Source organism: Bradyrhizobium sp. USDA 4451, assembly GCF_054822585.1.
Genome location: NZ_JBTRCH010000001.1, coordinates 3,920,584 through 3,942,554, shown reverse-complemented (window position 1 = coordinate 3,942,554; position 21,971 = coordinate 3,920,584). Strand labels below are relative to the sequence as shown.

Annotated in this window: 20 protein-coding genes; 13 read left to right on the top strand and 7 right to left on the bottom strand. The window is 65.7% G+C overall.

Annotation, left to right across the window (positions count from 1 at the left end):
* The first annotated feature begins 69 nt into the window (after positions 1–69).
* Both ACVMB0_RS18235 and ACVMB0_RS18230 read left to right on the top strand, forming a co-directional pair.
* Positions 70–489, top strand: coding sequence for a Zn-ribbon domain-containing OB-fold protein (locus ACVMB0_RS18235; protein WP_456749446.1), 420 nt, complete (start codon positions 70–72; stop codon positions 487–489).
* Between the two features lie 14 nt (positions 490–503).
* Positions 504–1,643, top strand: a complete 1,140-nt coding sequence (locus ACVMB0_RS18230) for a thiolase family protein (protein WP_461347178.1) — start codon at positions 504–506, stop codon at positions 1,641–1,643.
* A gap of 108 nt (positions 1,644–1,751) precedes the next feature.
* Here ACVMB0_RS18230 and ACVMB0_RS18225 read toward each other — a convergent pair whose 3' ends face one another.
* Complete coding sequence (locus ACVMB0_RS18225; RefSeq protein WP_461347177.1) at positions 1,752–2,384, bottom strand: TetR family transcriptional regulator; 633 nt, start codon at positions 2,382–2,384, stop codon at positions 1,752–1,754.
* A gap of 253 nt (positions 2,385–2,637) precedes the next feature.
* Between ACVMB0_RS18225 and ACVMB0_RS18220 the strand changes: the two genes are divergently transcribed.
* From ACVMB0_RS18220 to ACVMB0_RS18190, 7 genes are read left to right on the top strand one after another with little or no spacing between them, the layout of a single operon-like run.
* On the top strand, positions 2,638–3,948 hold the full coding sequence (locus ACVMB0_RS18220; RefSeq protein WP_461347176.1) for a phytoene desaturase family protein: 1,311 nt from the start codon (positions 2,638–2,640) through the stop codon (positions 3,946–3,948).
* Positions 3,949–3,953: 5 nt separating this feature from the next.
* A complete protein-coding gene (locus ACVMB0_RS18215) occupies positions 3,954–4,796 on the top strand; it encodes an ABC transporter ATP-binding protein (protein ID WP_456749450.1) in 843 nt (280 codons plus the stop codon).
* Positions 4,793–5,587 carry an ABC transporter ATP-binding protein gene (locus ACVMB0_RS18210; RefSeq protein WP_461347175.1) on the top strand — a complete coding sequence of 265 codons (795 nt, stop codon included), beginning with the start codon at positions 4,793–4,795 and terminating at the stop codon, positions 5,585–5,587. Before ACVMB0_RS18215 ends, ACVMB0_RS18210 begins: the two co-directional genes overlap by 4 nt.
* Entirely contained in the window at positions 5,587–7,521 is a 1,935-nt protein-coding gene (locus ACVMB0_RS18205; RefSeq protein ID WP_461347174.1) for an AMP-dependent synthetase/ligase, read from the top strand. Before ACVMB0_RS18210 ends, ACVMB0_RS18205 begins: the two co-directional genes overlap by 1 nt.
* A complete protein-coding gene (locus ACVMB0_RS18200) occupies positions 7,522–8,394 on the top strand; it encodes a branched-chain amino acid ABC transporter permease (RefSeq protein ID WP_461347173.1) in 873 nt (290 codons plus the stop codon).
* On the top strand, positions 8,394–9,440 hold the full coding sequence (locus tag ACVMB0_RS18195; protein WP_461347172.1) for a branched-chain amino acid ABC transporter permease: 1,047 nt from the start codon (positions 8,394–8,396) through the stop codon (positions 9,438–9,440). Before ACVMB0_RS18200 ends, ACVMB0_RS18195 begins: the two co-directional genes overlap by 1 nt.
* Before the next feature lie 30 nt (positions 9,441–9,470).
* A complete protein-coding gene (locus ACVMB0_RS18190; RefSeq protein ID WP_461347171.1) occupies positions 9,471–10,631 on the top strand; it encodes an ABC transporter substrate-binding protein in 1,161 nt (386 codons plus the stop codon).
* A gap of 111 nt (positions 10,632–10,742) precedes the next feature.
* Here the strand turns inward: ACVMB0_RS18190 and ACVMB0_RS18185 are convergent, their stop codons facing one another.
* The 6 genes from ACVMB0_RS18185 to ACVMB0_RS18160 all read right to left on the bottom strand — a co-directional run bounded on the left by ACVMB0_RS18185 (position 10,743) and on the right by ACVMB0_RS18160 (position 16,183).
* Entirely contained in the window at positions 10,743–11,936 is a 1,194-nt protein-coding gene (locus ACVMB0_RS18185) for an acyl-CoA dehydrogenase family protein (RefSeq protein WP_461347170.1), read from the bottom strand.
* A complete protein-coding gene (locus ACVMB0_RS18180) occupies positions 11,933–12,565 on the bottom strand; it encodes an alpha/beta hydrolase (protein WP_461347169.1) in 633 nt (210 codons plus the stop codon). The genes ACVMB0_RS18185 and ACVMB0_RS18180 overlap by 4 nt, the downstream gene beginning before the upstream one ends.
* Before the next feature lie 302 nt (positions 12,566–12,867).
* Positions 12,868–13,617, bottom strand: coding sequence for an SDR family NAD(P)-dependent oxidoreductase (locus tag ACVMB0_RS18175; RefSeq protein WP_461347168.1), 750 nt, complete (start codon positions 13,615–13,617; stop codon positions 12,868–12,870).
* Position 13,618: 1 nt separating this feature from the next.
* The gene (locus ACVMB0_RS18170) at positions 13,619–14,413 is read right to left on the bottom strand and encodes an enoyl-CoA hydratase/isomerase family protein (protein WP_461347167.1); all 795 of its coding nucleotides are present in this window, start codon (positions 14,411–14,413) and stop codon (positions 13,619–13,621) included.
* A 13-nt stretch (positions 14,414–14,426) separates the two neighbouring features.
* Positions 14,427–14,924 (bottom strand): aromatic-ring-hydroxylating dioxygenase subunit beta, encoded by a 498-nt coding sequence (locus tag ACVMB0_RS18165; RefSeq protein WP_461347166.1) that lies wholly within the window; start codon positions 14,922–14,924, stop codon positions 14,427–14,429.
* Positions 14,924–16,183, bottom strand: coding sequence for an aromatic ring-hydroxylating oxygenase subunit alpha (locus ACVMB0_RS18160; RefSeq protein ID WP_461347165.1), 1,260 nt, complete (start codon positions 16,181–16,183; stop codon positions 14,924–14,926). The genes ACVMB0_RS18165 and ACVMB0_RS18160 overlap by 1 nt, the downstream gene beginning before the upstream one ends.
* 580 nt (positions 16,184–16,763) lie before the next feature.
* Here ACVMB0_RS18160 and ACVMB0_RS18155 point away from each other — a divergent pair.
* The 4 genes from ACVMB0_RS18155 (at position 16,764) to ACVMB0_RS18140 (ending at position 21,841) form a co-directional block, all read left to right on the top strand.
* Positions 16,764–16,997 (top strand): hypothetical protein, encoded by a 234-nt coding sequence (locus ACVMB0_RS18155; protein ID WP_456749462.1) that lies wholly within the window; start codon positions 16,764–16,766, stop codon positions 16,995–16,997.
* 291 nt (positions 16,998–17,288) lie between these two features.
* Positions 17,289–19,610, top strand: coding sequence for a TonB-dependent siderophore receptor (locus ACVMB0_RS18150; RefSeq protein WP_461347164.1), 2,322 nt, complete (start codon positions 17,289–17,291; stop codon positions 19,608–19,610).
* 1 nt (position 19,611) lies between these two features.
* A complete protein-coding gene (locus tag ACVMB0_RS18145; RefSeq protein ID WP_456798713.1) occupies positions 19,612–20,634 on the top strand; it encodes an extracellular solute-binding protein in 1,023 nt (340 codons plus the stop codon).
* Positions 20,627–21,841, top strand: a complete 1,215-nt coding sequence (locus ACVMB0_RS18140) for a PepSY-associated TM helix domain-containing protein (protein WP_461347163.1) — start codon at positions 20,627–20,629, stop codon at positions 21,839–21,841. The genes ACVMB0_RS18145 and ACVMB0_RS18140 overlap by 8 nt, the downstream gene beginning before the upstream one ends.
* Positions 21,842–21,971 lie beyond the last annotated feature (130 nt).

Sequence of the window (21,971 nt, the reverse complement as noted above, 5' to 3'; positions counted from 1 at the left end):
GACTTCTTGCTTGCATTCAAGCTAGAACGATGTTTGTTGGTCAGTCAACAAATATCTTGGAGGAAATGCATGCAACCGAGCAAGCTATTGAAACCAGGCCTGTATTCCGCGGAGCTACGCGAATGCGGCGGCGCGACAGCCCGCCTGAAGGGCGGCCGCTGCCGCTGCGGATACGTATTCTTCCCGATGCAGACCTATGGCTGCGAGCGCTGCGGCAGCCATGGCGATGCGCTGACGCCCTGCGAATTGTCGACCAACGGAGTGTTGCTTGCGGAAGCGACCGTTCACCTGCACGCCGACAAGAACCGCCCGGCCCCCTTCACCATCGTCAAGGTCGCGCTCGACGACGGGCCCGTGATCCGCACCCTGCTGGCCGACGACAGCGCACCGGTTGCGCAAGGTCAGCGCGTGACCGGCAGGCTCGTTCCGACGACGCAGAGCGAGAGCGGCGAGACCGTGCTCGATCTCCGCTTCAGCGCCGCATCCTGATTTGGAGGATCACCATGGCACGATCACTCAATCATTTGCGCCCGGTCTACGTCGTCGGCATCGGCTGGCACCGCTATCAGAACCCGAGCGAGACGCCCTATGTGGAGCTCGGCCTCACCGCGATCCGCGCCGCACTCGATGATGCGCGGATCGAATGGCCCGCGGTGGAATCGAGCTATGTCGCGACCGCGCTGCTCGGCATGGCGTCGGGACGGCCGATGCTGCGCCATCTCGGCGCGACCGGCGCGCCGCTGATGCATGTCGAGAACGCGTCGGCGTCCGGCTCGACCGCGTTCCGCCATGCCTGCATCGAGGTCGCAAGCGGCATCTCCGACGTTGCGCTGGCGGTCGGTGTCGACAAGCGCAATCCGGTGCGGCGCTCGGACACCGGCATCGGTCACCTCGCCGAGGACGCGATCGTCCCGTTCACGCACTTCGCGCTGCTGACCAATGAATATGCGGTCCGGCACAATGCGTCGGCCGAGGACATCGCGCTGGTCGCGGTGAAGAACCACCGCAACGGGGCGAAGAATCGCAACGCGCAGCGGCAGCAGGAGCGCACGCTCGATGAAGTGCTCGGCGGCAAGAAGGTCTCGGGATCGCTGACGGCTCTGCAATGCACGCCGATCGGTGAAGGCGCCGCCGCCGTGATCGTCGCATCCGAGGACGGCATTCGCAGGCTCGGCATCGACGCCGGCCGCGCCATTCGCACCACGGCGTCGGTCGGCCGCAGCGAGCGGGTCTATCCGCCCGGCGCAGGTTTCGACGCGGCGCTCACCAAGGAGACCGCCGACCTCGCTCTGGCGCAGGCCAGGCTGACGCCGAAGGATCTCGACGTCATCGAGCTGCACGACGCCTTCACGGTCGAGGAGTTGCACTACATCGAGAGCATCGGCCTCTGCCCCGAAGGGCATGGCGTTCGCATGCTGAAGGAGGGCGCGCTGGATATCGGCGGGCAATGCGCGATCAATCCCTCCGGCGGCCTGATTGCGATGGGACACCCGATCGGCCCGACCGGGATCGGCCAGATCGGCGAGATCGTGATGCAGCTCCGCGGCGAAGCCGGCCCACGACAGCATGGCGGCGCGCGGACCGGGCTTGCGCATATGGTCGGTGTCGGCGCTGTCTGTTACGTGCACATCCTGGAGAATTGACTTGCCGTCGCGGCCGAAGCTTCGTTCCGATAAATCGGAACGAAGCTTCTTGCTTGACGCGTTTTCTTCACGCGAAGCGGAATCCACTTCGCTCGAAAACCATTTCGTTCACGCGCGTTGGCGCAGCGGCCGCGCGTCTTTTGCCGGCACCGGCATGGTGAAACCGTACAGGAACAGGTCCACCACCATGTCGGCGAACTCGGTCGGATCGATTCCGCCTTTCGGATCGTACCAGGTGTGGCTGAAGTTCAGGATGCCGAACAGCATCATGCTGTAGATCTTCTTGGTCCGCTTGACGATCTTGCCTTCCTTGTCGAGCCTGACCAGAAGATCTGCGATGGTGTCGACCAGCTGACGCTCCAGCGCCTTGATCGCATCCTGCTCCGTCTCGCCGAGGAACGAGAGATCGTTGAGGATCACGCGCTGCTCGTCGCTGGAGCGCGCATTGAGCGCGACGATGGCCTGGATCGCGGCGCGGAACTGCTCCAGCGTCGTCGCCTTGCCGGCCATCGCGGCATCGACGTCGGCGATCATCTCGCGGATATGCGCATCGAGGATCGCGAACAGGATCGCTTCCTTCGAGTCGAAATAGTGATACAGCGCGCCGCGCGACAGCTTGCAGGCATCGGCAAGGTCGGCGATCGAGGCGCGCATATAGCCCTGCCGCGCGAACAGGCCGCAGGCGGTGGTGAGAATGCCCTGCTGGATCTCGTCGTAATTTTCCGAGCGCGTCCGCGCCATACCCGTCTCTTTCGTGCACCATCGGCGTCGCCGGAATCGAGCGGCACCCGTCTCTCTATACTACCGCCACCCCGCGCCCTCCTCCCCTTTGCGGGCACCATCCACCAGAACTCGTCGATCAAGCGGCGCCGGTCCATTGACCTGCGTCAAAAAATAATTTGAACGACCGGTCGGATTATATTAGAGTGCCTGCCGTCAAGCAAGCGGATTGCGCACGCCGGGACCAACCCGGCGGCATCGAGGGAGGCTGCGCGTGGATGCTCACAAGGTCGATGCTGTCGTGATCGGAGCCGGCGCCGGCGGGCTGTGCGCGGCGGCGCGCCTCGCCCATGGCGGGCTGCATACGCTGGTCGTCGACGACAAGGACCGGCTCGGCGGCCGCGCCTCGACCGAGGAGATCGACGGCTTCAAGGTCAATATCGGCGCGATCGCGATCGAGTTCGGCGGCGTGTTCGAGGAGACCTTCCACACCGTCGGCGCGCCGCTCGACATTCGCGCGCCGGAGCCCGCGAGCTCGTTCTTCATCGACGGCAAGGTGATCGACGTCGGCCGCGGCGGCTGGTCGCTGCTGCTCGGGCAGCTCACAAAACAGGCCTCGCGCATCCTGGAGAAATTCGCCGATGCGCGCTCAGGCAATCTGCCCGACGGGCGGCAATCGACCGAGGATTGGCTGAAGGGCTACACCAGCAACGCTACGGTGCATGCGCTGTTCCGCAATCTCTGCGCGGCGATCTTCGCCTGCAACGCCGCCGAGCTGCCGGCTCGCGCCTTCCTCACCTATTTCACCAGCAAGGGCGCCTTCAAGAAGTTCGGCTTCTGCCCTCAGGGCACGATCGGCGTCTGGAACAGCCTCGGCAGCGCCGTCCGGCGCAACGGCGACATCTGGCTCGGTACGCCGGCGACGGCGATCCACACGTCCAATGGCCGCGTCGAGGGCGTCACTGTTCTTCGGAACGGCGAGCACATGCGGATCGACACCGATCTCGTCATCAGCAATGCGGGGCCGAAGGCCACCGTCGCGCTCGCCGGCAGTGAGGCTTTTCCGGCGGACTATATCGTCAAGGTGAAGAGCGATCTTCGCCCGGCCGCCAATATCGTCATCAATATCGCGAGCCGCGAGCCGCTGATCAACCACCCCGGCATCGTCACCTTCGGCAAGACGCGCCGGCTGTGCAATATGGCCAACCTCTCCGCCACCTGTCCGGAACTCGCGCCGCCCGGCTGGCATCTCTATGTCGCCTACGCGGTGCCGGTGCCCGCGCTCGGCGATTTCGATGGCGATGCCGAGGTCGCGCTGGCGCTCGAGGATCTGCGCGAGCAGTTCGCCAATTTCGACCAGGCAAGAATCCTGTCGATCCGGGTGATGCGCGACGACTGGCCGGCGCAACGCAGCTGCGCCGGTTACGACCTGCCGCGCGAGACCGGCATCGCGGGCCTGTGGTGCGTCGGCGACGCGGTGAAGCAATACGGCAATGGCGGCACGCAGGCTTGCGCCGAGACCGCCAAGATCGTCACCGATACGATCCTCGCTGCGCGGCCGCGCCGCGCGGCGGGCCGGGGCTGAGCACGATGCCGACGACGATCCCTCATCCGACGCCGCAGGCCGCGCCGGCGCAGGATGCCTTGCTCGAATTCCGCAACGTCCGGATCGTCTACGACAACGCGATCGAAGCGATCCGCGACGTCTCGATCGCGGTGGGCGAAGGCAGCATCGTCGCCCTGCTCGGCTCCAACGGCGCCGGCAAGTCGACGCTGCTGAAGGCGATGTCCGGCATCCTCTATACCGAGGAAGGCGTGATCGAGAACGGCAGCATCCGCTTCCGCAATGACGAGGTGCATCGCCTCGCCCCGGACGAGCTGGTGCGCCGCGGCATCGTGCAGGTGCCGGAGGGCCGCCGCGTGTTCGCGGCGCTGACCATCGACGAGAACCTGCAAATGGGCGGCTACACCAGGACCGGCGCCGAGGCGCGCGAGCGCCGCGACAAGGTGTTCGCGCTGTTTCCGCGGCTGCATGAACGGCGCGACCAGATCGCCGGCTACATGTCCGGCGGCGAGCAACAGATGCTCGCGATCGGCCGCGCGCTGATGACCGATCCCGTGCTGCTGGCGCTCGACGAGCCGTCGCTCGGCCTCGCGCCGCTGATCATCGACCGGATTTATGAGGTGATCGTGCGCCTGCGCGACGAATTGAAGATGACGGTGCTGCTGGTCGAGCAGAACGCGCAGCGCGCGCTCGACATCGCCGACTACGGCTACATCCTGGAGACCGGCCGCGTCGTGCTCGACGGCACGGCCAAGAAGCTCGCCGCCAACGAGGACGTCCAGGAATTCTACCTCGGCGTCTCCTCCGGCGGCCGCAAGAGCCTGCGCGACGTCAAGCACTACAAGCGTCGCAAGCGGTGGCTGTCGTGACCGCGTTGCTCACGGTCGACAAGCTTTCAAAACGCTTCGGCGGCCTGCAGGCGGTCGCCGACGTCAGCCTTGAGGTCGCGCCGGGCGAGATCTGCAGCGTGATCGGCCCGAACGGCGCCGGCAAGACCACGCTGTTCAACATGATCTCGGGCGTGCTGCGGCCAAGCGGCGGTCGCATCGTCTTCGACGGCATCGACCTTGCGACCATCTCGCCGTGGAAGTTCGCCGCCGTCGGCATCGGCCGCACTTTCCAGAACCTGGCGCTGTTCAAGCACGGCACCGTGGTCGAGAACATCCTGACCGGCCGCCACACCCATCTGCGCTCGACCGTGCTCGACGCCGTGGTGTTCTTCGGCCGCACCCGGAACGAGGAGATCGCGGCGCGGCAGCGCGTCGAGCACATCGTCGAATTCCTCGAGATCGAGCATATCAGGGACGCCGTGGTCGGCACGCTGTCCTACGGCCAGCAGAAGCGCGTCGAGCTCGGCCGCGCGCTGGCCTGCGAGCCGAAGCTGCTGCTGCTCGACGAGATGGTGTCCGGGATGAACCAGGAGGAGACCGAGGACATCGCCCGCTTCGTGCTCGATATCCGCGACGAGCTCGGCGTCACCGTCGTGATGATCGAGCACGAGATGCGGATCGTGATGGACATTTCCGACCGCATCCATGTGCTGAACTTCGGCCGCAAGATCGCCGAAGGCACGCCCGACCAGATCAGGCGCGACCCGGCGGTGGCGGAGGCCTATCTTGGCGGCCAGCGCGCCGAGGCCATGGCAAAGGCAGGCGCGTGATGTCGACGCTGGACAGTCTCCGCACCGCTCATCCGCCGTTGCAGGTGGGCACGCTGCGCAACCCGGCGGCGACAAGTGCCGATGCGCTCCAGGCCGCACTTGCGGATGCCGCCATCACCATCCCGCAATTGCTGCGGCAGCGCGCCGCGATGCATGGCGATGCGCTGGCGCTGCGCGAGAAGGATTACGGCATCTGGAACCCGTATTCCTGGCGGCACTATTACGAGACTGCGCGTGCGGTCGCGCTCGGCCTGCTCTCGCTCGGCATCAAGCCGGGCGACCGCGTCGCCATCGCCGGCGAGAACACGCCGGAATGGTTCTATGCCGATCTCGGCGCCCAGATGATCGGCGCGGTCGCGGTCGGCATCTATCCGACCAATCCCTGGGTCGAGTTGCAGTATATCGTCAAGCATTCCGGCGCACGCGTCGTCGTCACCGGCGATCAGGAGCAGACCGACAAGGTGCTGGATGCGATGGCCAACAATGGCGGCCTGCCGGACCTCGAGGCCATCGTCTGCGTCGACATGAAGGGGCTGCGGCACTATCGGCAGTCCGGACTGATGTCGTTCGAGGCACTATGCGCGCGCGGCAAGGCCTATGCCGAAGCGAATCCCGAAGCCAACGCGACCCTCGACCGGTTGATCAGCCAGGGCGCGCCCGAGGATGTCTGCATCCTGGTCTACACCTCGGGCACGACGGGCCCGCCGAAGGGCGCGATGCTGACCCACCGCAATCTGGTCTACGCGGCCTACGCCTACGCCAAAACTGTGGGGATCGCCGACAACCCGTTCGAGGCGGTGAGCTATCTGCCGCTGTGCCACGTCGCCGAGCGCTGCTACGGTACGGTGACCCATCTGGTGCTCGGCGGCACCGTCTCGTTCGCCGAATCGATCGACACGGTCGCGATCAACATCCGCGAGATCGCGCCGACTTTCTTTGTCGGCGTGCCGCGCATCTACGAGAAGCTGCAGCAGGGCTTTCTGTTCCGGCTCGGCGAGAGCGGCCGGCTGCGGCAGGGCTTCACCAGGGCCTGCCTCGGCTGGGGCCGCATGCTGTCCGACCGCCGCCAGGCCGGCAAGGAGAACCTGCTCGATCGCCTGGCCTATGGCCTGCTCTATGTGCTCATGTTCCGCAATTTGCAGCGCCATCTCGGCTTCGCGCATAGCCGGCACCGGCTCTGCGCCGGCGCCTCGATCTCGCCGGAGACGCTGCGCTTCTTCGACATCATCGGCCGGCCGGTGTCGCAGGGCTATGGCCTGACCGAGAGCGGCGGCGTCGCCTTCATCCAAACCGAGAGCCATCACCGGATCGGCGGCTGCGGCGTGCCGCTGCCGCAGACCGAATGGAAGCTCGATCCCGACGGCGAGATCCTGCTGCGCAACCCCGGCGTCTTCAAGGGCTACTTCCTCGACGAGAAGGCCTCCACCGCGTCGCTGGAACAAGGCGGCTGGCTGCGCACCGGCGACATTGTCGAGATAACAGACAATGGCGAGATCGCCGTGGTCGACCGCAAGAAGGCGATCATCATCACTGCCGGCGGCAAGAACATCGCGCCATCCGAGATCGAGAATGCGCTGAAGGATTCCGAATTCATCAAGGAGGCGATCGTGGTCGGCGAGGCCAGGAAGTATCTCGGCGCCATCATCCAGGTCGATTACGATAATGTCGGCCGCTGGGCGCGCGACCGGGCGCTGGCCTACACCAACTACAAGTCGCTGTCGCAGCTCCCCGAGGTGCACGAGCTGGTCGAACGCGTCGTCAACGAGACCAACAAGCGCTTCGCCCGGGTCGAGAACATCAGGCGCTTCGCCATCCTCGAAAAGGAGCTCGACCATGACGATGGCGAGCTGACCGCGACGCAAAAGGTGCGGCGCGCCATGATCGAGAAGAAGTTCGCGCGCGAGCTCGCGATCATCTACCGGGCGGAGGGCTGAATGCAGTACCTTATCCAGCTCCTGATCTCGGGGCTCGCGATCGGTGCGATCTACGGCCTGATCGCGATGGGCTTTGCGGTGATCTACAAGTCGACCGGGCTGGTCAATTTCGCGCAGGGCGAGATGACCATGATCACGGCCTATATCGCCTGGACCATCTCGACCACGGTCAGCGGCAATGTGGTCGTGGTCGCGATCGGCGCTATCCTCGCCGCGGTCGTGCTCGGCCTCGTCATCGAGCGGCTGGTGATGCGGCCGATGCTGGGCGAGCCGGTGTTCGCGACCGTGATGGTGACGATCGGGCTCGCGGTGATCCTGCGCTCGGCGATCAACTTCATCTGGGATGCCTATCCGCACGGCCTCGAGCTCGGAATGGGCCGCGGCATCGTGCATCTCGGCGGCATCGGCGTGCGCACCGGGCAGATTGCCGTGATCGCGACGCTGCTTCTGCTGCTCGCCGCGATCTGGGCCTTCTTCCGTTACAACAAGGTCGGCGTCGCGATGCGCGCGGTCGCGGCCGATGACCGCACCGCGCTGTTGATGGGTATCAGCGCTACAAAAGTCCATGCGCTGGCCTGGGCCGCCTCCTCGGTGATCGCCGGCATCGGCGGGGTGTTCTTCGCGCTGTCCTACGACCTGTCGCCGGCGGTGTTCCAGCTCGGGCTGAAGGCGTTTCCGGCCACGATCCTGGGCGGCCTCGACGCGGTGCTCGGCTCCGGCCTGGGCGGCCTCCTGATCGGCATCACCGAAAACCTGGCGGGCGGCTATCTCGGCTCCGGCATGAAGGAGGTCGCGGGCTTTGCCATGATCATCGTGGTGCTGATGGTCCGCCCGTTCGGCATTTTCGGCGAACGCGACATCGAGAGGGTGTGATGCGCACGGGCGATTACAAGCAGAGCTATGGCGAGCTGGTCGCGCTGATCGATTCCCCGCCGGTGTGGCTGTGGTCGGCGGTGCTGCTGCTGGCGTTGATCGCAGCGCCGTTTGTGTTGAACTCCTACGCGCTGTCGTTCGTGATGATCATCCTGATTACGGTGACCGGCGCGCTCGGGCTCAACATCCTCACCGGCTATACCGGCCTGATCTCGCTCGGCCATGTCGGCTTCCTCGTCACCGGCGCCTATGCCTATGCGGTGCTGGTATCGAAATATCACATGCCGCCGCTGGTCGGCTTCCTCGGCGCCGGCGTGGTGCCGGGCTTCGCAAGCCTGATCGTCGGCGCGCCGTCGCTGCGGCTGAAGGGGCTCTATCTCGCGATCACCACGCTCGCCTTCTCCTTCATCATCAACACCGTGATCCTGGAGATGCGCTGGCTCACCAACGGCGCGCGCGGCATCCAGGTGCCGCGCCCCGACATCTTCGGCATCAGCTTCGACAGCGATGCCGCGTTCACCTATCTCTGCCTCGCGATCGCGGCGCTGACGCTGTTCGCCACGCTCAACATCCGCCGCAGCCGGGTCGGCCGCGCCTTCGTCGCGATCAGGGACAATGACACCGCGGCCCGCGTCATGGGCATCAATCTGCACGCCTACAAGCTGCTCGCCTTCGTCACCTCGGCCTTCATCACCGGCATCGCCGGCGCGCTCTACGGCATCTATCTCTCCTTCGTCAGCGTCGAAGGTTTTCCGTTCCTGCTCTCGATCGAGGCGCTGGCGATCCTGATCGTCGGCGGCCTCGGCTCGGCGCTCGGCGCCGTGCTCGGCACCATCCTGATCGTGCTGCTTCCGGAGGCGACACGGCTCGTCCTCAGCCTGTTCAGCGCGCAGATGGACGCCGTCTTCACGACCGGGGCGCAGGAGCTGAAGAGCATGCTCTATGGCTTCGTCATCATCCTGTTCCTGCGCTTCCAGCCGAGGGGGCTGGTCGGCGCCTGGCACGACATCAAGCGGACCTGGGTGCACTGGCCGCTGCGCTACTAACAAAAAAGAAAACACCGTGAGGAGGAGACAATGATCAAATATCTGGCGGCGATCGCGCTGCTGCTCACCACTGCCTGTCTTACCATCGGTCCGGCGGCGGCCGCCGATCCCGGAATCACCGACAGCGAGATCCTGATCGGCGACGTCGAGCCGCTGACCGGGCCGCCGGCGCTGCTTGGCGTCGCCGCCTCGATCGGCCACACGATCGCGATCGCGGAAGCCAACGCCGCCGGCGGCATCAACGGCCGCAAGATCAAATATGTGCTGGAAGATGACGGCTACGTCACCGCGCGCACCATCCAGGGCGTCAAGAAGGTGATCGACGTCGACAAGGTGTTTGCGATGCTCGGCATCTCCGGCTCGGGGCAATCGATCGCCGTCATGCCGGTGCTGGAGAAATCCGGCATTCCGACCGTGATCGACGTCGCGCCGGTGAAATTCCTGTGGGAGCCGCCGCGCAAGAACGTGTTCGTGGTCGGGCAGTCCTACGAGGAAGGCATCATCCACCTCGTCAACTTCCTCGCCGACAGGAACCCCGGCAAGAAATGGGGCCTGATCACCCAGGACGACGATTACGGCATCACGGTGCGCGACGGATTCGATTCCGTGGTCAAGGCCAAGAAGCTCAACGTCGTCTACAGCGGCAACTACAAGAAGGGCCAGCAGGACTTCTCGTCCGACATGCTGCAGCTGAAGGAGTCCGGCGCCGAGGTGTTTTTGGCCGGCGGTATCATCGCCGAGAACATCGCGATGATGAAGGAGCTCGAGAAGCTCAGCATCAAGCCGGTGACCGGCATCTTCTGGCCCGGACGCATCGAGCCGGTGCTGAAGCTGATGGGCCCGGCCGGCGACGGCATCTATGCGGTCGACTATGTCGAGCCGTTCGCAGGCTCCGCCGGCAAGGCGTTCCTGGAGAAAGCCAAGCCGCTGGTCTCGGAGGCCGAGTTCAAGGGCATCAACCGCTACACCATGACCGGCTACGCCGCGGCGAAAGTGTTGATCGCGGCGATCGAACGTTGCGGCAAACAACCGACCTGGGCCTGCACCATCTCGGAACTGGAGAAGACCAAGAACATCGAGACCGGCGTGATGGCACCGATCAGCTTCGGTCCCGGCGTCCGCTTCTCGAACCAGAAGCTGCAGATCATGCAGGCCGACGCGGCGACGCTCAGCTTCAAGCCGGTGCAGTGAACAGCTCCCGCAAACCTACCTCACCCCTCCCGGTGGTTTACCCACCTCACCCGGATCGCATCTCACGATGCGATCCGGCCTCTCCCCGCAAGCGGGGCGAGGTAAGCCTCCTCACATCCGCTTGGCAACCTCTTCCAGCATCACCTCGGTGGCGCCGCCGCCGATCGTCAGCACGCGGGCGTCGCGCACCATGCGCTCGATCGCGGTGCCGCGCATGAATCCTGAGCCGCCGTGCAGCTGCAGGCAGCCATGCACGACCTCGTGCAGCACCTCCGGCGACAGCGCCTTGACCATCGACACTTCTCGCAGACATTCCTTCCCCGCGGCGGCGAGCTCGGCGGCCTGATAGGCCAATGCGCGCGCGGCGGCCGCCTTCGCGGCGAGTTGGGCGAGCTTCAGCCGCACGCCCTGCTGGTTCCAGAGCGGGCCGCCGAACGCCTGCCGCGTCTTCACATAGTTCGTCGTCAGCTCGATCGCTTTGGCGGATTCGCCGGCGCAGATCCCGCCGATGCAGATGCGCTCGTTCTGGAAGGTCTCCATGATGCCATAGAAGCCCTTGTTCTCCTCGCCGAGCAGGTTTTCCGCCGGCACGCGCACATCGTGGAAGCCGAGCTCGGCGGTGTCCGAGCAGAGCCAGCCGTGCTTGTCGAGCTTGGTTGCCGTGATGCCCGGCAAATTGCGCTCGACGATGAACAGCGAGATGCCGCGGCTGCCCTTGGCGTGCGGGTCGGTACGCGCGGCAACGATCAGGAGATCGCCATAGACCGCGTTGGTGATGAACATTTTTGCGCCGTTGATCACCCAATGATCGCCGTCGCGCCGCGCCCGCGTCTTCAGCCCTGCGACGTCGGAGCCGGCGTCGGGTTCGGTCACCGCGATCGAGCAGACCGTCTCGCCGCGGATAATCGCCGGCAGATATTTCTGCTTCTGTCCGGGCGTGCCGCGCAAGGAGATGTGCACTGCCGACATGTCGGTATGCACGAGGACCGACGAGGTGAAGCCGCCGAAGCTCGAGCGGCCGAGCTCTTCGGCGAACACCATCGAGGCCAGCGGCCCCATGTCGGTGCCGCCATATTCGGCTGCATGGCGCATGCCGAGGAAACCAAGCGCGCCCATGCGGCGATAGATCTCGCGCGGGATCTTGCCGTCGCACTCCCAGTCGTCGGCATGCGGCACCACTTCCTTCTCGACAAAGCGGCGGACCTGCTCGCGCAGCATGCGCAGCTCTTCGGGCAGGTTGGGCTGCTCCGGGAAATGGAATTCGATGTCTGAGAGCTGGCGCGGATCCGAGGTCATGACGTTCATTGTGGCGCCCTCTGATGGCCGATGTGAAGATGCTTGCGCAGAAAATTCGCGAGAGATGCGATCGCCTCCCCAGCCTGCGGAATTTCCGGGAACATCTGGAACACATGGATCATGCCGTCCCAGACCTGTAGCTCGACGTCGACGCCGGCGGCTTTCGCCTTTGCCGCCAATTCCATCGAGTCATCGCGCACGGTTTCGCGGTCGCCGACCTGCACCAGCAGCGGCGGCAACCCAGCGAGATCCGCGTAAAGCGGCGAGGCCAGCGGATCACGGGCATCGGCATCCCTGCCGAGATAATTCTTCGCCAGCGCCAGGATCATCGCGCGCTGGTGGATCGGATCGGCCTCGGCCCGACTCTCGTAGCTCGCGCCGCCAGCAGTAAGATCGGTCCACGGTGACATCAGCGCGCCGGCGACGGGGAGCGGCAGGCCGCGATCGCGCGCCGCCAACATCGCGCTGAGCACGAGATTGCCGCCGGCAGAGTCGCCGGCGAAAGCGATATCCGCCGGACGCAGTCCCTGATCGCGCAGATATTGATAAGCAAACAACGCATCGTCCGGCGCCGCCGGAAAGCGATGCTCCGGCGCGAGGCGATAATTGATCGAAAGCACCCGGGCAGCCGGATGCATCGGCAATCCGCGCAGCCAGATCACGGTGCGAGGCGACCGAGCCGATGCGAAAGCCGCCGCCGTGGAAATAGAGGATCGCTTTTTCGCGCGGCGCATCCGATGGCACGAGCCATTCTCCGTCGACGCCGTCGGAGACCGGCCGGCACGTCACCGGCACCGTGCAGCCAGCAAAAGCATTGTCCCAATCGCTGCGCATCTGCGCCGCCGATGTCTCGCGGGTCCAACCGCGATAGATCGCCCGCAGGCGCGCGATGGCACGATCGACCGGCGTGAGTGCGATATCGTCGCTCGCGTCCGCCATCTCAGCCGCCGACGCCCATGCCGCCGGACACGCCGAGCGTCTCACCGGTGATATAGGCCGCCTGATCGGAAGCCAGGAACAGCACGGCCGCCGCAACCTCCTCCGGCTCGCCGAGCCGGCCGAGCAGCGTCGCGCCGGTCATCGCCTGCAATATCCTGTCGCCGCCCTTCGCGACCGCCTGCTCCAGCATCGGGGTGCGGATCGGTCCCGGCGCGATCGCGTTCGCGGTGATGCAAAAGCGCGCGTTCTCCCGCGCGATGCTCCGGGTAAAGGAGATCACGCCGCCCTTAGCCGCGGAATAGACCGCACCGCCTTTGGAGCCGAGGCGTGCCGCCTCCGAGGTGACGTTGATGATGCGGCCGAAGCGGGCCGCTTGCATCGCCGGCAGCGCGGCGTGGGTGCAGGCCAGCACCGAGGTGAGATTGACGGCGATCAGCCGGGTCCAATCCTCCGCCGTCGTCTCGGTGAAAAAGGCGTGCTGATCGACACCGGCATTGTTGACGACAATGTCGAACGGACCGTCCTGCACCATCACGGACTGCACCGCGGTGGCATCGCTGACGTCGAGCCCGGCGACGACAGCGCCGGTCTCGCGCGCAAGCTCGGACGCCGCGGCGACATCGAGATCGGCGATCACGACCCTGGCGCCGGCCCCGGCAAAGCTGCGCACGATCGCGGCGCCAATGCCGCGCGCGCCGCCGGAGACGAAGGCACGGCGGCCATCGAGGCGCCCGAATGGCAGGGTCGCCATTTCAGCGCCCCGTGAAGACCGGCTTGCGCCGCTCGATCACGGCGGCGAGCCCTTCGCGCGCGTCGGCCATCCCCGAGAGCTCGGCGACGGTGCGCGCCTCTTCCGACAGGCATTGCTCGATGCTGGTGCCGGTGCCGGCCCAGACCAGCCGCTTGGTCGCCGCCAGCGCCTTCGGCGCGCCGGCCGCGAGCTCGCACGCCAATGCCAGCGACGCATCGGCGAGTTCGGCATCGAGCACGACCTTGGTGACGATGCCCATCTGCAACGCTTCGGCAGCTGATATCACCGGGTTGGTCAGCAGGATCGACATCGCCCTGCGCAAGCCGACCAGCCGCGACAGCGTGACGGAGACGCCGGCATCCGGCGCCATCGCCACCCGGGTCGCACCGGCGAGGAATTTTGCCGACTCGGCTGCGATCACGATGTCGGAGGCGCAGACCAGGCCGAAGCCGCCGCCGCCCGCCGCAAAGCCCTGCACCGAAGCGATGACCGGCGCCTCCAGCCGCAACAGGCCGGTCACCGCATTCTGCAGGTACGCGGTGGCCTGGCGGATATAGTCCGGCAGCTTCTCGCCCTTGGAAGCAAAAGCGCGGACATCGCCGCCGGCGCAGAAGTTCGTGCCCTCGCCGCTCAGCAGCACCACCCGCAGATCCGGATGGCCGTGGCAGACCATGATGGCGTCGCACAGCGCGCTCAACAGTTCGGCGCTCATGCCGTTGGCCGCATCGGGACGGTTGAGGCGCAGCCGCGCGATGCCGTCGGTGATGTCGAGCAGGACGGGGCCCTTGTCGATCATGGCGAGACCTTCCCTAAACCAGGAATGACAGCGTGTAGATCGCCTTGTCGTTGTTGACGAGGATGACCTTCTTGCTGGCCATCCGCAATTCGCCATCGACATGACGCAGCCGGTATTCATTGCGCGCCGCCCACAGCGTGTCGTCGCGCAGGCTCGACTCGAAAATGAGACTGTTGCTGGCGACCGCGATGTCGCCGTCGTCAGGCTGCTCGTCCATCAGTTCGATGTTGGAGATCAGCCGGCGCAAATTCGATTGCGGCGTCTGGGTGAAGTGCTTGCCGGTCATCAGCTGGCGGACGCGCAGCGCGATCCGCGAGCGGTTGTCGTAGATGATCGACATCTGCCGCTCCGGGTCGATGTCGGCGCCGTTGGCCGGCACCCAATAGACGCCGTCATCGGTCCAGAGCCTTTCCCAGGCCTCGTATTGATGCTCGTCCTGCAACCGCGCCTCGCGGAAGAGGAAGGCGGTGATGGCGCTCATCAACGTGGCGCTGCTCTCGTGCGACAGCATCAGTTGGGCTCCATCAGCTTGCGATAGTGTGTCCAGATGCCGCGCGACGGCACCTCGTCGGTGACGTGGCCGACGGTGAAGCCTTGCTCGTCCTGCCGTTCCCGCTTCTCGCCGCGGCCGAGGAAGATCCATTCCGGATTGCGCGCCAGCACGCCGCGATGGCAGCGCTCGTACATCTCGGAATCATCCGCGAGGAGGAAGCCGGCCGGGCCGACCGAGCCCATGGTCTGCTGGCGCAGCCTCCGGTTCAGATCCGGCGCGCCCTTGAACTGCAGCGCGGTGACATGCTGCACGCTGTCGTCGACGCCGAGCGGCTGGATCACGAACATCTGGATCTCGGCGATGAACAGGTTCGGGAAGATCATCACATGCGGCGTGCCGTCGATCATGATCTGGCGCGCCGCGCTGTCGCCGTAAGCCGCCTTCATCCGCGCGGTGTAGTCCGGCAGCCGCTCGTCGCTGGTGCCGAACCAGCTCATCGGCGCGCCGCGCTTGCGGAACTCGGGCCGCAGATCGATCTCGGTATGGCCGTTGCCGTAATCGCGGGTCAGTGCGGTCGAGGCGCCGCCGTAGAGCTTGCCGATCATGCTGTCGGCGACGCCGAAGATCGAGGTGTGCACGAAGGCCGGGTGATAGCCATCGCACTCGTTCTCCAGGATGAACTTCCAGTTCGCCTTGACGCGATGCTTGAGGAAGCCCGCCGTGATCTCGACCTCGCCCTCCGGCGAAGTCCGCACCAGGCGATCGATGGTCTCGGCGGCGCCGCCGAGATGCTCCTTCAGGGTCGGCCCCTCGGCCGCGAACGAGCCGAACACGAAGCCACGATAGGACTCGACGCGAGTCACCCGCCCAAGCGCAAGCTGCGCCTTGTCCTGGCCCTCGTAGCCGTCGGGGAAGGCATAGCCGACCAGGCGGCCGTCATTGGCGAACGTCCAGGAGTGGAACGGACAGGTGAACGAGCGCGCATTGCCGCGCTCAAACGAGCAGACCTGGTTGCCGCGATGCGAGCAGCGATTGAGCAGCAGATTGACCTTGCCCTGCTCGTCGCGGGTCATGATCACGGATTGGGGGCCGATCGACTTGACCACGTAGTCGTTGGCATCAGGCACCTCGCTCTCGTGCCCGACATAGACCCAGGTCCGGTACCAGATGTTTTTGAGCTCGGCCTCGAAGATCTCGGGATCGGTATAGAGCGAGCCGTGCACCCGGTCGGGCCGGATCAGCCGTTCCCATGGCGAGACGCCGGTCATCATGTTCATCGCTCCGTCTCCCTCGCCAGCCGCTTGCCGCGGTGCTTTATCGGTCGTCAATAATAATCCGAACGGTCGTTCGGTAAATAATTAGCACGAGCCCCGCGGGCCGGCAAGCGGCTTTAAGAAGCCGCCGCGCATCCCGGAACAGCGCGCAAGGATACAATCTGTCGGCGGCGCCCGCGGTCTCAGGCTTGCGCGGTCGCGCTCGCTGCCGGCGGTCTGCCGCGGCGTCGATTTTCGGATTCGCTCAGTGTCATTCCGGGGCTCGCGAAGCGAGAACCCGGAATCCATTGCGCCGCAAGCTTCGCGGCCCGATGGATTCCGGGCTCAGCCCTTCGGGCTGCCCCGGAATGACGGAATGGACTGTCGGAGACACCACACTAGGTAGGTTGAAGCCGCGGCGCCGTGGTCGCGGCTGAGTTGCAACCGTGCGCATCGCCGGTTCCATCGCCTGTTGAATCCCGGCAACACCGGCGAACAAAATGAACAAACGTTCAGCTTGGTTCGATCGCGACCACGACTGTGCCGCATCCCGGCCCAATGCTGACTACCGGTGGCGCAACAAGAACACTTGGGGAAAACCTACATGCAGCAGGCACCGTTGGCCGCGCGGAACGCGGACTCATCCGGCTATGTCCTTTACTTTCAGCTTGCCAGCAATGGCACGCGACGCGCGTGCAGTCTGACGATCCAGGCCGAGAGCGCCAACGAGGCGGCGCGAATCTTTCGCGAGAACTGGGGCGAGATCGAATCGATGGCCCGCGACGGCGTCAGCACGGGAATGGTCGGCAAGGCGCCTGTCAGCCTGACATTGTCGTAAGGCGCATCGCGCCACACGGGCGACACTACGCTCGAGGCGTGACAGGACGACGACTGTCGTCTCTCGCCACAATCGCGACCAATTGACGCGCTGACGCGACAACCAAGTCATCGCGACAACCAAGTCATGAGGTGCAGGGCTCGCGCACGCGCGAGTCTTGCGGCGTCTTAGAACGATTCAAATTCACCGCGGTTAGAGGGATTCAAGTCTGCTCCGGTTCTTTTCGCGCGCGCCGACTGCTAGAGGCGCGGCGTGAATGAGTTCGCGTGAATCGGAAGTCCAAGAGTGCCTGTGAATGCTGATCGCCGGGTTGCCGGCGACCGTCGAAATGCCGCCGACAAGGGCCGCACCCACCTGCTGATCGGTGCAGCATTCCTGCTCGCCGACGTCTCCTCCGCGGCGACCCCGGCAGGCGCCCAATCGAGCGTGCCGTTGCCGCCGGTCACGGTGGAGCAGCCGACCCAGAAGCGCAAGCCGGCAGCCAGTTCGGCACGGTCGGCGCAGCGAACGCAGGCGGCGGCACGGCAGCGCGCCCGCAACGCCCAACCAACAGCACCGACCCCCTCGCAGCGCGCGGCGGCAGCCGCCGCGGTGCTGAACGAAGCCAAGCTGCATTACCGCGCGATGCCGAGTTCGACCACGCTGCGCAGCGGCGCCTCGCCGCTCGACACCGCGCAAACCGTCAACGTCGTGCCCGAGCAGGTGTTGAAGGATCAGCTGCCGCGCAATCTCGATGATGCGCTGGCCAATGTCAGCGGCGTCACCCAGGGCAACACGCTGGCCGGCACCCAGGACGCCGTGATGCGGCGCGGCTTCGGCGACAACCGCGACGGCTCGATCATGCGCAACGGCATGCCGTTGGTGCAAGGCCGCAGCCTCAATGCGGCGGTCGAAAGCGTCGAGGTCTTGAAGGGTCCAGCGTCGCTGCTCTACGGCATCATGGATCCCGGCGGCATCGTCAACACGATCAGCAAGCGCCCCGAGCTCTACCAGCACGGCTCGGTGACGCTGCTCGGCTCGACCTACGCCAACTCGAAGACCGGCGCCGACGGCACGGTCGACATCACCGGCCCGATCGGCGATGGCGGCCTCGCCTATCGCTTCATCGGCTATGGCGTCAGCGAGGACTATTGGCGCAATTTCGGACGGCATCGCGAGATGCTGGTCGCGCCGTCGCTGGCCTGGTATGGCGACAACACCACCGTGCAGCTCAACTATGAGCACCGCGAATTCATCACGCCGTTCGACCGCGGCACCGCGTTCGTCAACAATGCACCGCTTGCGATTCCCGCGACGCGCCGGCTCGACGAGCCCTTCAACAACATGTGGGGAACCTCCGACCTGATGCAGGCCTCGGTCGAGCACCGCCTGAACCAGGACTGGAAGCTGTTCGCGGCCTACAGCTACAACACCGAGAGCTTCAGCGCCAACCAGCTCCGCATCACCGGCATCAACGCCAAGACCGGCGTCGAGACCCGCAGCAATGACGGCACGCAGGGCTCGCTGAGCAATGCCAGCTACGGCACCTCCTATCTGCAGGGCAATGTCTGGCTCGGCGGCTTCCGCAACGAGGTGCTGTTCGGCGGCGACAGCCAGTATCGCACGATCTATCGCGACAATCTGATCCGGCAGGCGACGCCGAGCTTCAACTTCTACAACCCGGTCTATGGCCTGGTCTCGCCGGGCACCACGGTCTCCGCCAGCGACAGCGCCCAGACCGACAAGCTCGGCCAGTGGTCGCTGTTCTTCCAGGACACGCTGCATCTGACCGAACGCTTCGCGCTGGTCGGCGGCGTGCGCTACATGGACTACGACCAGATCGCCGGCAGGGGTCGGCCGTTCATCACCAACACCAACGTGTCGGCGGACAAGGTGCTGCCGCTCGCCGGCGCGATCCTCAAGCTCACCGACGAGGTCTCGCTATATGCGAGCTACACGCAGTCGCTGAAGCCGACCTCGACCATCGCGCCGCTCACCGGCGGTGTCGTGATCGGCTCCAACATCGCGCCCGAACAGGGCACCCAGTGGGAGACCGGCGTCAAGTTCGACGTCAACAAGCGGATCTCCGGCACGCTTGCGTTCTACGACATCGACAAGAAGAACGTGCTGGTCTCGCAGCTCAACGCCTCGAACGGCATCGTCGAGTACCGCACCGCCGGCAAGGTTCGCTCGCGCGGCGTCGAGCTCGACGTCACCGGCAGGCTGACCGACAGCTGGAGCATGATCGGCAGCTACGCCTACACCGATGCACGCGTCACCGAGGATCCGACGCTCGCCGGCAACGCCTTGCAGAACGTCGCGCTCAACACCGCCTCGCTCTATCTGGTCTACGATTTCGGCACCACCCTGCCCGGCCGGCTGCGTCTCGGCGGCGGTGCGCGCTATGTCGGCGACCGGCCCGGCGATGCCGCGAACAGCTTCGTGCTGCCGGCCTACACCGTCGCGGATGCGTTTGCGACCTACGAGACCAAGGTCCAGAGCTTCCCGGTGATCTACCAGTTCAACGTCAAGAACCTGTTCGACACCGTCTACTATCCCTCGGCCGTCAGCAATCTGGCCGTGGCGATGGGCGACGCGCGGCGCTTCTCGCTCTCGGCGACGGTGAAATTCTAGCATGCGCGCAGGTCGGATAGCGATCGGACTGCTCGCCATCCTGGCCACGACCGCGCTCGCCACCAGCGTCCGCGCCGACGAGCTCACGCTTTATTCGACCCGGGAAGCCCATCTGGTCGCGCCTGTCATCGCGGCCTTCACGGCCGCGCGCGGCACCAAGGTCAAGACCGTCTTCATCGAAGACGGCCTGGTCAACCGCCTGACTTCGGAAGGCGACAATTCGCCGGCGGATGTGCTGCTTAGCATCGGTCTCGACAAGACGACGCAACTGGCGACGCGCGGGCTGACGCAGGCGCTTGCATCGCCCACGCTCGATCGGGCGGTGCCGGCGAACCTGCGTGGCAAGGACGGCGAATGGATTGCGCTCGCCATCCGTCCGCGCGTGGTGTTCGCGCGCAAGGACGATCCCCTCGCCGCAATCACCTATGAAGACCTCGCCGATGCCAAATGGCGCGGCAAATTGTGCATGCGGCCGGCCGCGCACCAGAACAATGTCGCGCTGGTCGCAGCCTATCTTGCGCATCACGGGACGGACGCAACGGAAACCTGGCTCGCCGGGTTGAAGGCCAATCTCGCGCGCAAACCGGCCGGCAAGGACAACGACGTGGCCCGCGATATCGCCGAAGGCCACTGCGCCATCGGCATAGGCAACACGGTCGCGCTGGCCCAGCTGCGCGACGGCCGTGAAGGCAATGACTGGCGCGTATGGGCGGATGCCGTGAAACCGGTACCGACCGCATTCACGGACGGCGGCAGTCACGTCAACCTCACCGGCGCGGCGATCGCCCGGCATGCGCCGCATCCGGCCGCCGCGCGCGCGTTCCTCGAATTCCTCGTCACAGCCGACGCGCAGACGATCTTTGCCGCTGCCGAGCTGGAATATCCCGTCCTTGCGACCGCAAAGCTGCCGCCGATCGTCGAGGGCATCGGATCGTTCCCTGCCGATGCACTGCCTGTCGACGAGATCGCCGCGCATCAAGCGGCCGCGATCGCCCTGATCCGAAAGGCCGGAATCGATGAGTGACCTCCGACGCCCGATCAAGGCCGCGCTGTTGCAGGTCCATTCCGTCGTTGGCCTCGTGCTGGCCCTGCTCTGGGCCGTGGTCGGGCTCACCGGCGCGACCATGGCCTTTGAGGATGAGATCGAGGCCAGCCTGAACAGCCACATGATGCATGTCGACGCCAGCGCCGCCCGGCGGCTGACGCCGGACGAACTGGTCGCGCGGCTTCAGACAGCCGGCGACTTCGGCAAGGTCTCGGCCGTCACCATGTCCAGCGATCCGTCGGCCGCGGCGCGTATCCGCTTTGCCCGCAGCGATGGCGGCGCGCGGCCGTCTTCGGTCTATGTCGACCCCTATGACGGACATGTGCTCGGTTCGCCGCGCGGTGAGGACTTCTTCGCCACCGTCCGCAAGCTGCATCGCTGGCTGCTGCTGCCGGGCGACGGCAATGGCGTTGGCCGCAAGATCACCGGGTCGGCCGCAATATGCCTGATCGTGATGCTGATATCCGGCCTCGTGCTGCGCTGGCCGCATCGCGCGCGCAGCGTGAAGATGTGGCTGAAGCCCAATTTCGGCCTGCGCGGGCGTGGCCTGCACCGCTCGCTGCATGCCGTGATCGGCACCTGGGTGCTGCCGGTCTATCTGGTGATGACGCTCACCGGCCTGTGGTATTCGTTCGAATGGTACAAGGCCGGCGCCAACTGGCTGTTCGCGCGGCCTCAGGCCACGGCCGCAGCGGTGCAACCCAAATCACCACGCGGCACGGTCGCTGCAGAGGGCAAGGCTGAAGCCGGGGCGCACGCGAAGGCCGAGGCAAAACCGCTGGTGTTCGATCACGTCTGGTCAGCGTTCCTGCAGCAGGAGAACAACGATTACGGACGCGCATTGCTGACCCTGCCGGCCGGCGCAGGCACGGCGGTGCGCGTGCGGTCATGGCCACGGGATTCATCGCTCGAGAGCGTGCGCGACGAATTCCGCATCGATGCGGTCACCAAGCGCGTCATCTCCTCGGATCGCTACGCCGACAAGACCTTCGGCGAGCGCGTGCTGGCAGGCGTGCTCGACATCCACCGCGGCGCCATCCTGGGCTGGCCGGGCAAGCTCGCCTTCATGCTGGCGGCCGCGATGATGCCGCTGTTCGCCGTGACTGGCCTGCTGCTCTATCTGTCGCGCCGCAGGCACCGCCGCCTCGCGCATCAGCCGGTCGGCCACCTCGTTGCGGGGGAATGAACTTCTCCGACTTGCCGACCTAGACCGTCATCCTGAGGTGCGAGCCTTGCGGCGCGATTGCGCCGCTGGGCGAGCCTCGAAGGATGCACGGCCGGTGGCCGTCGATCCTTCGAGACGCGCTACGCGCTCC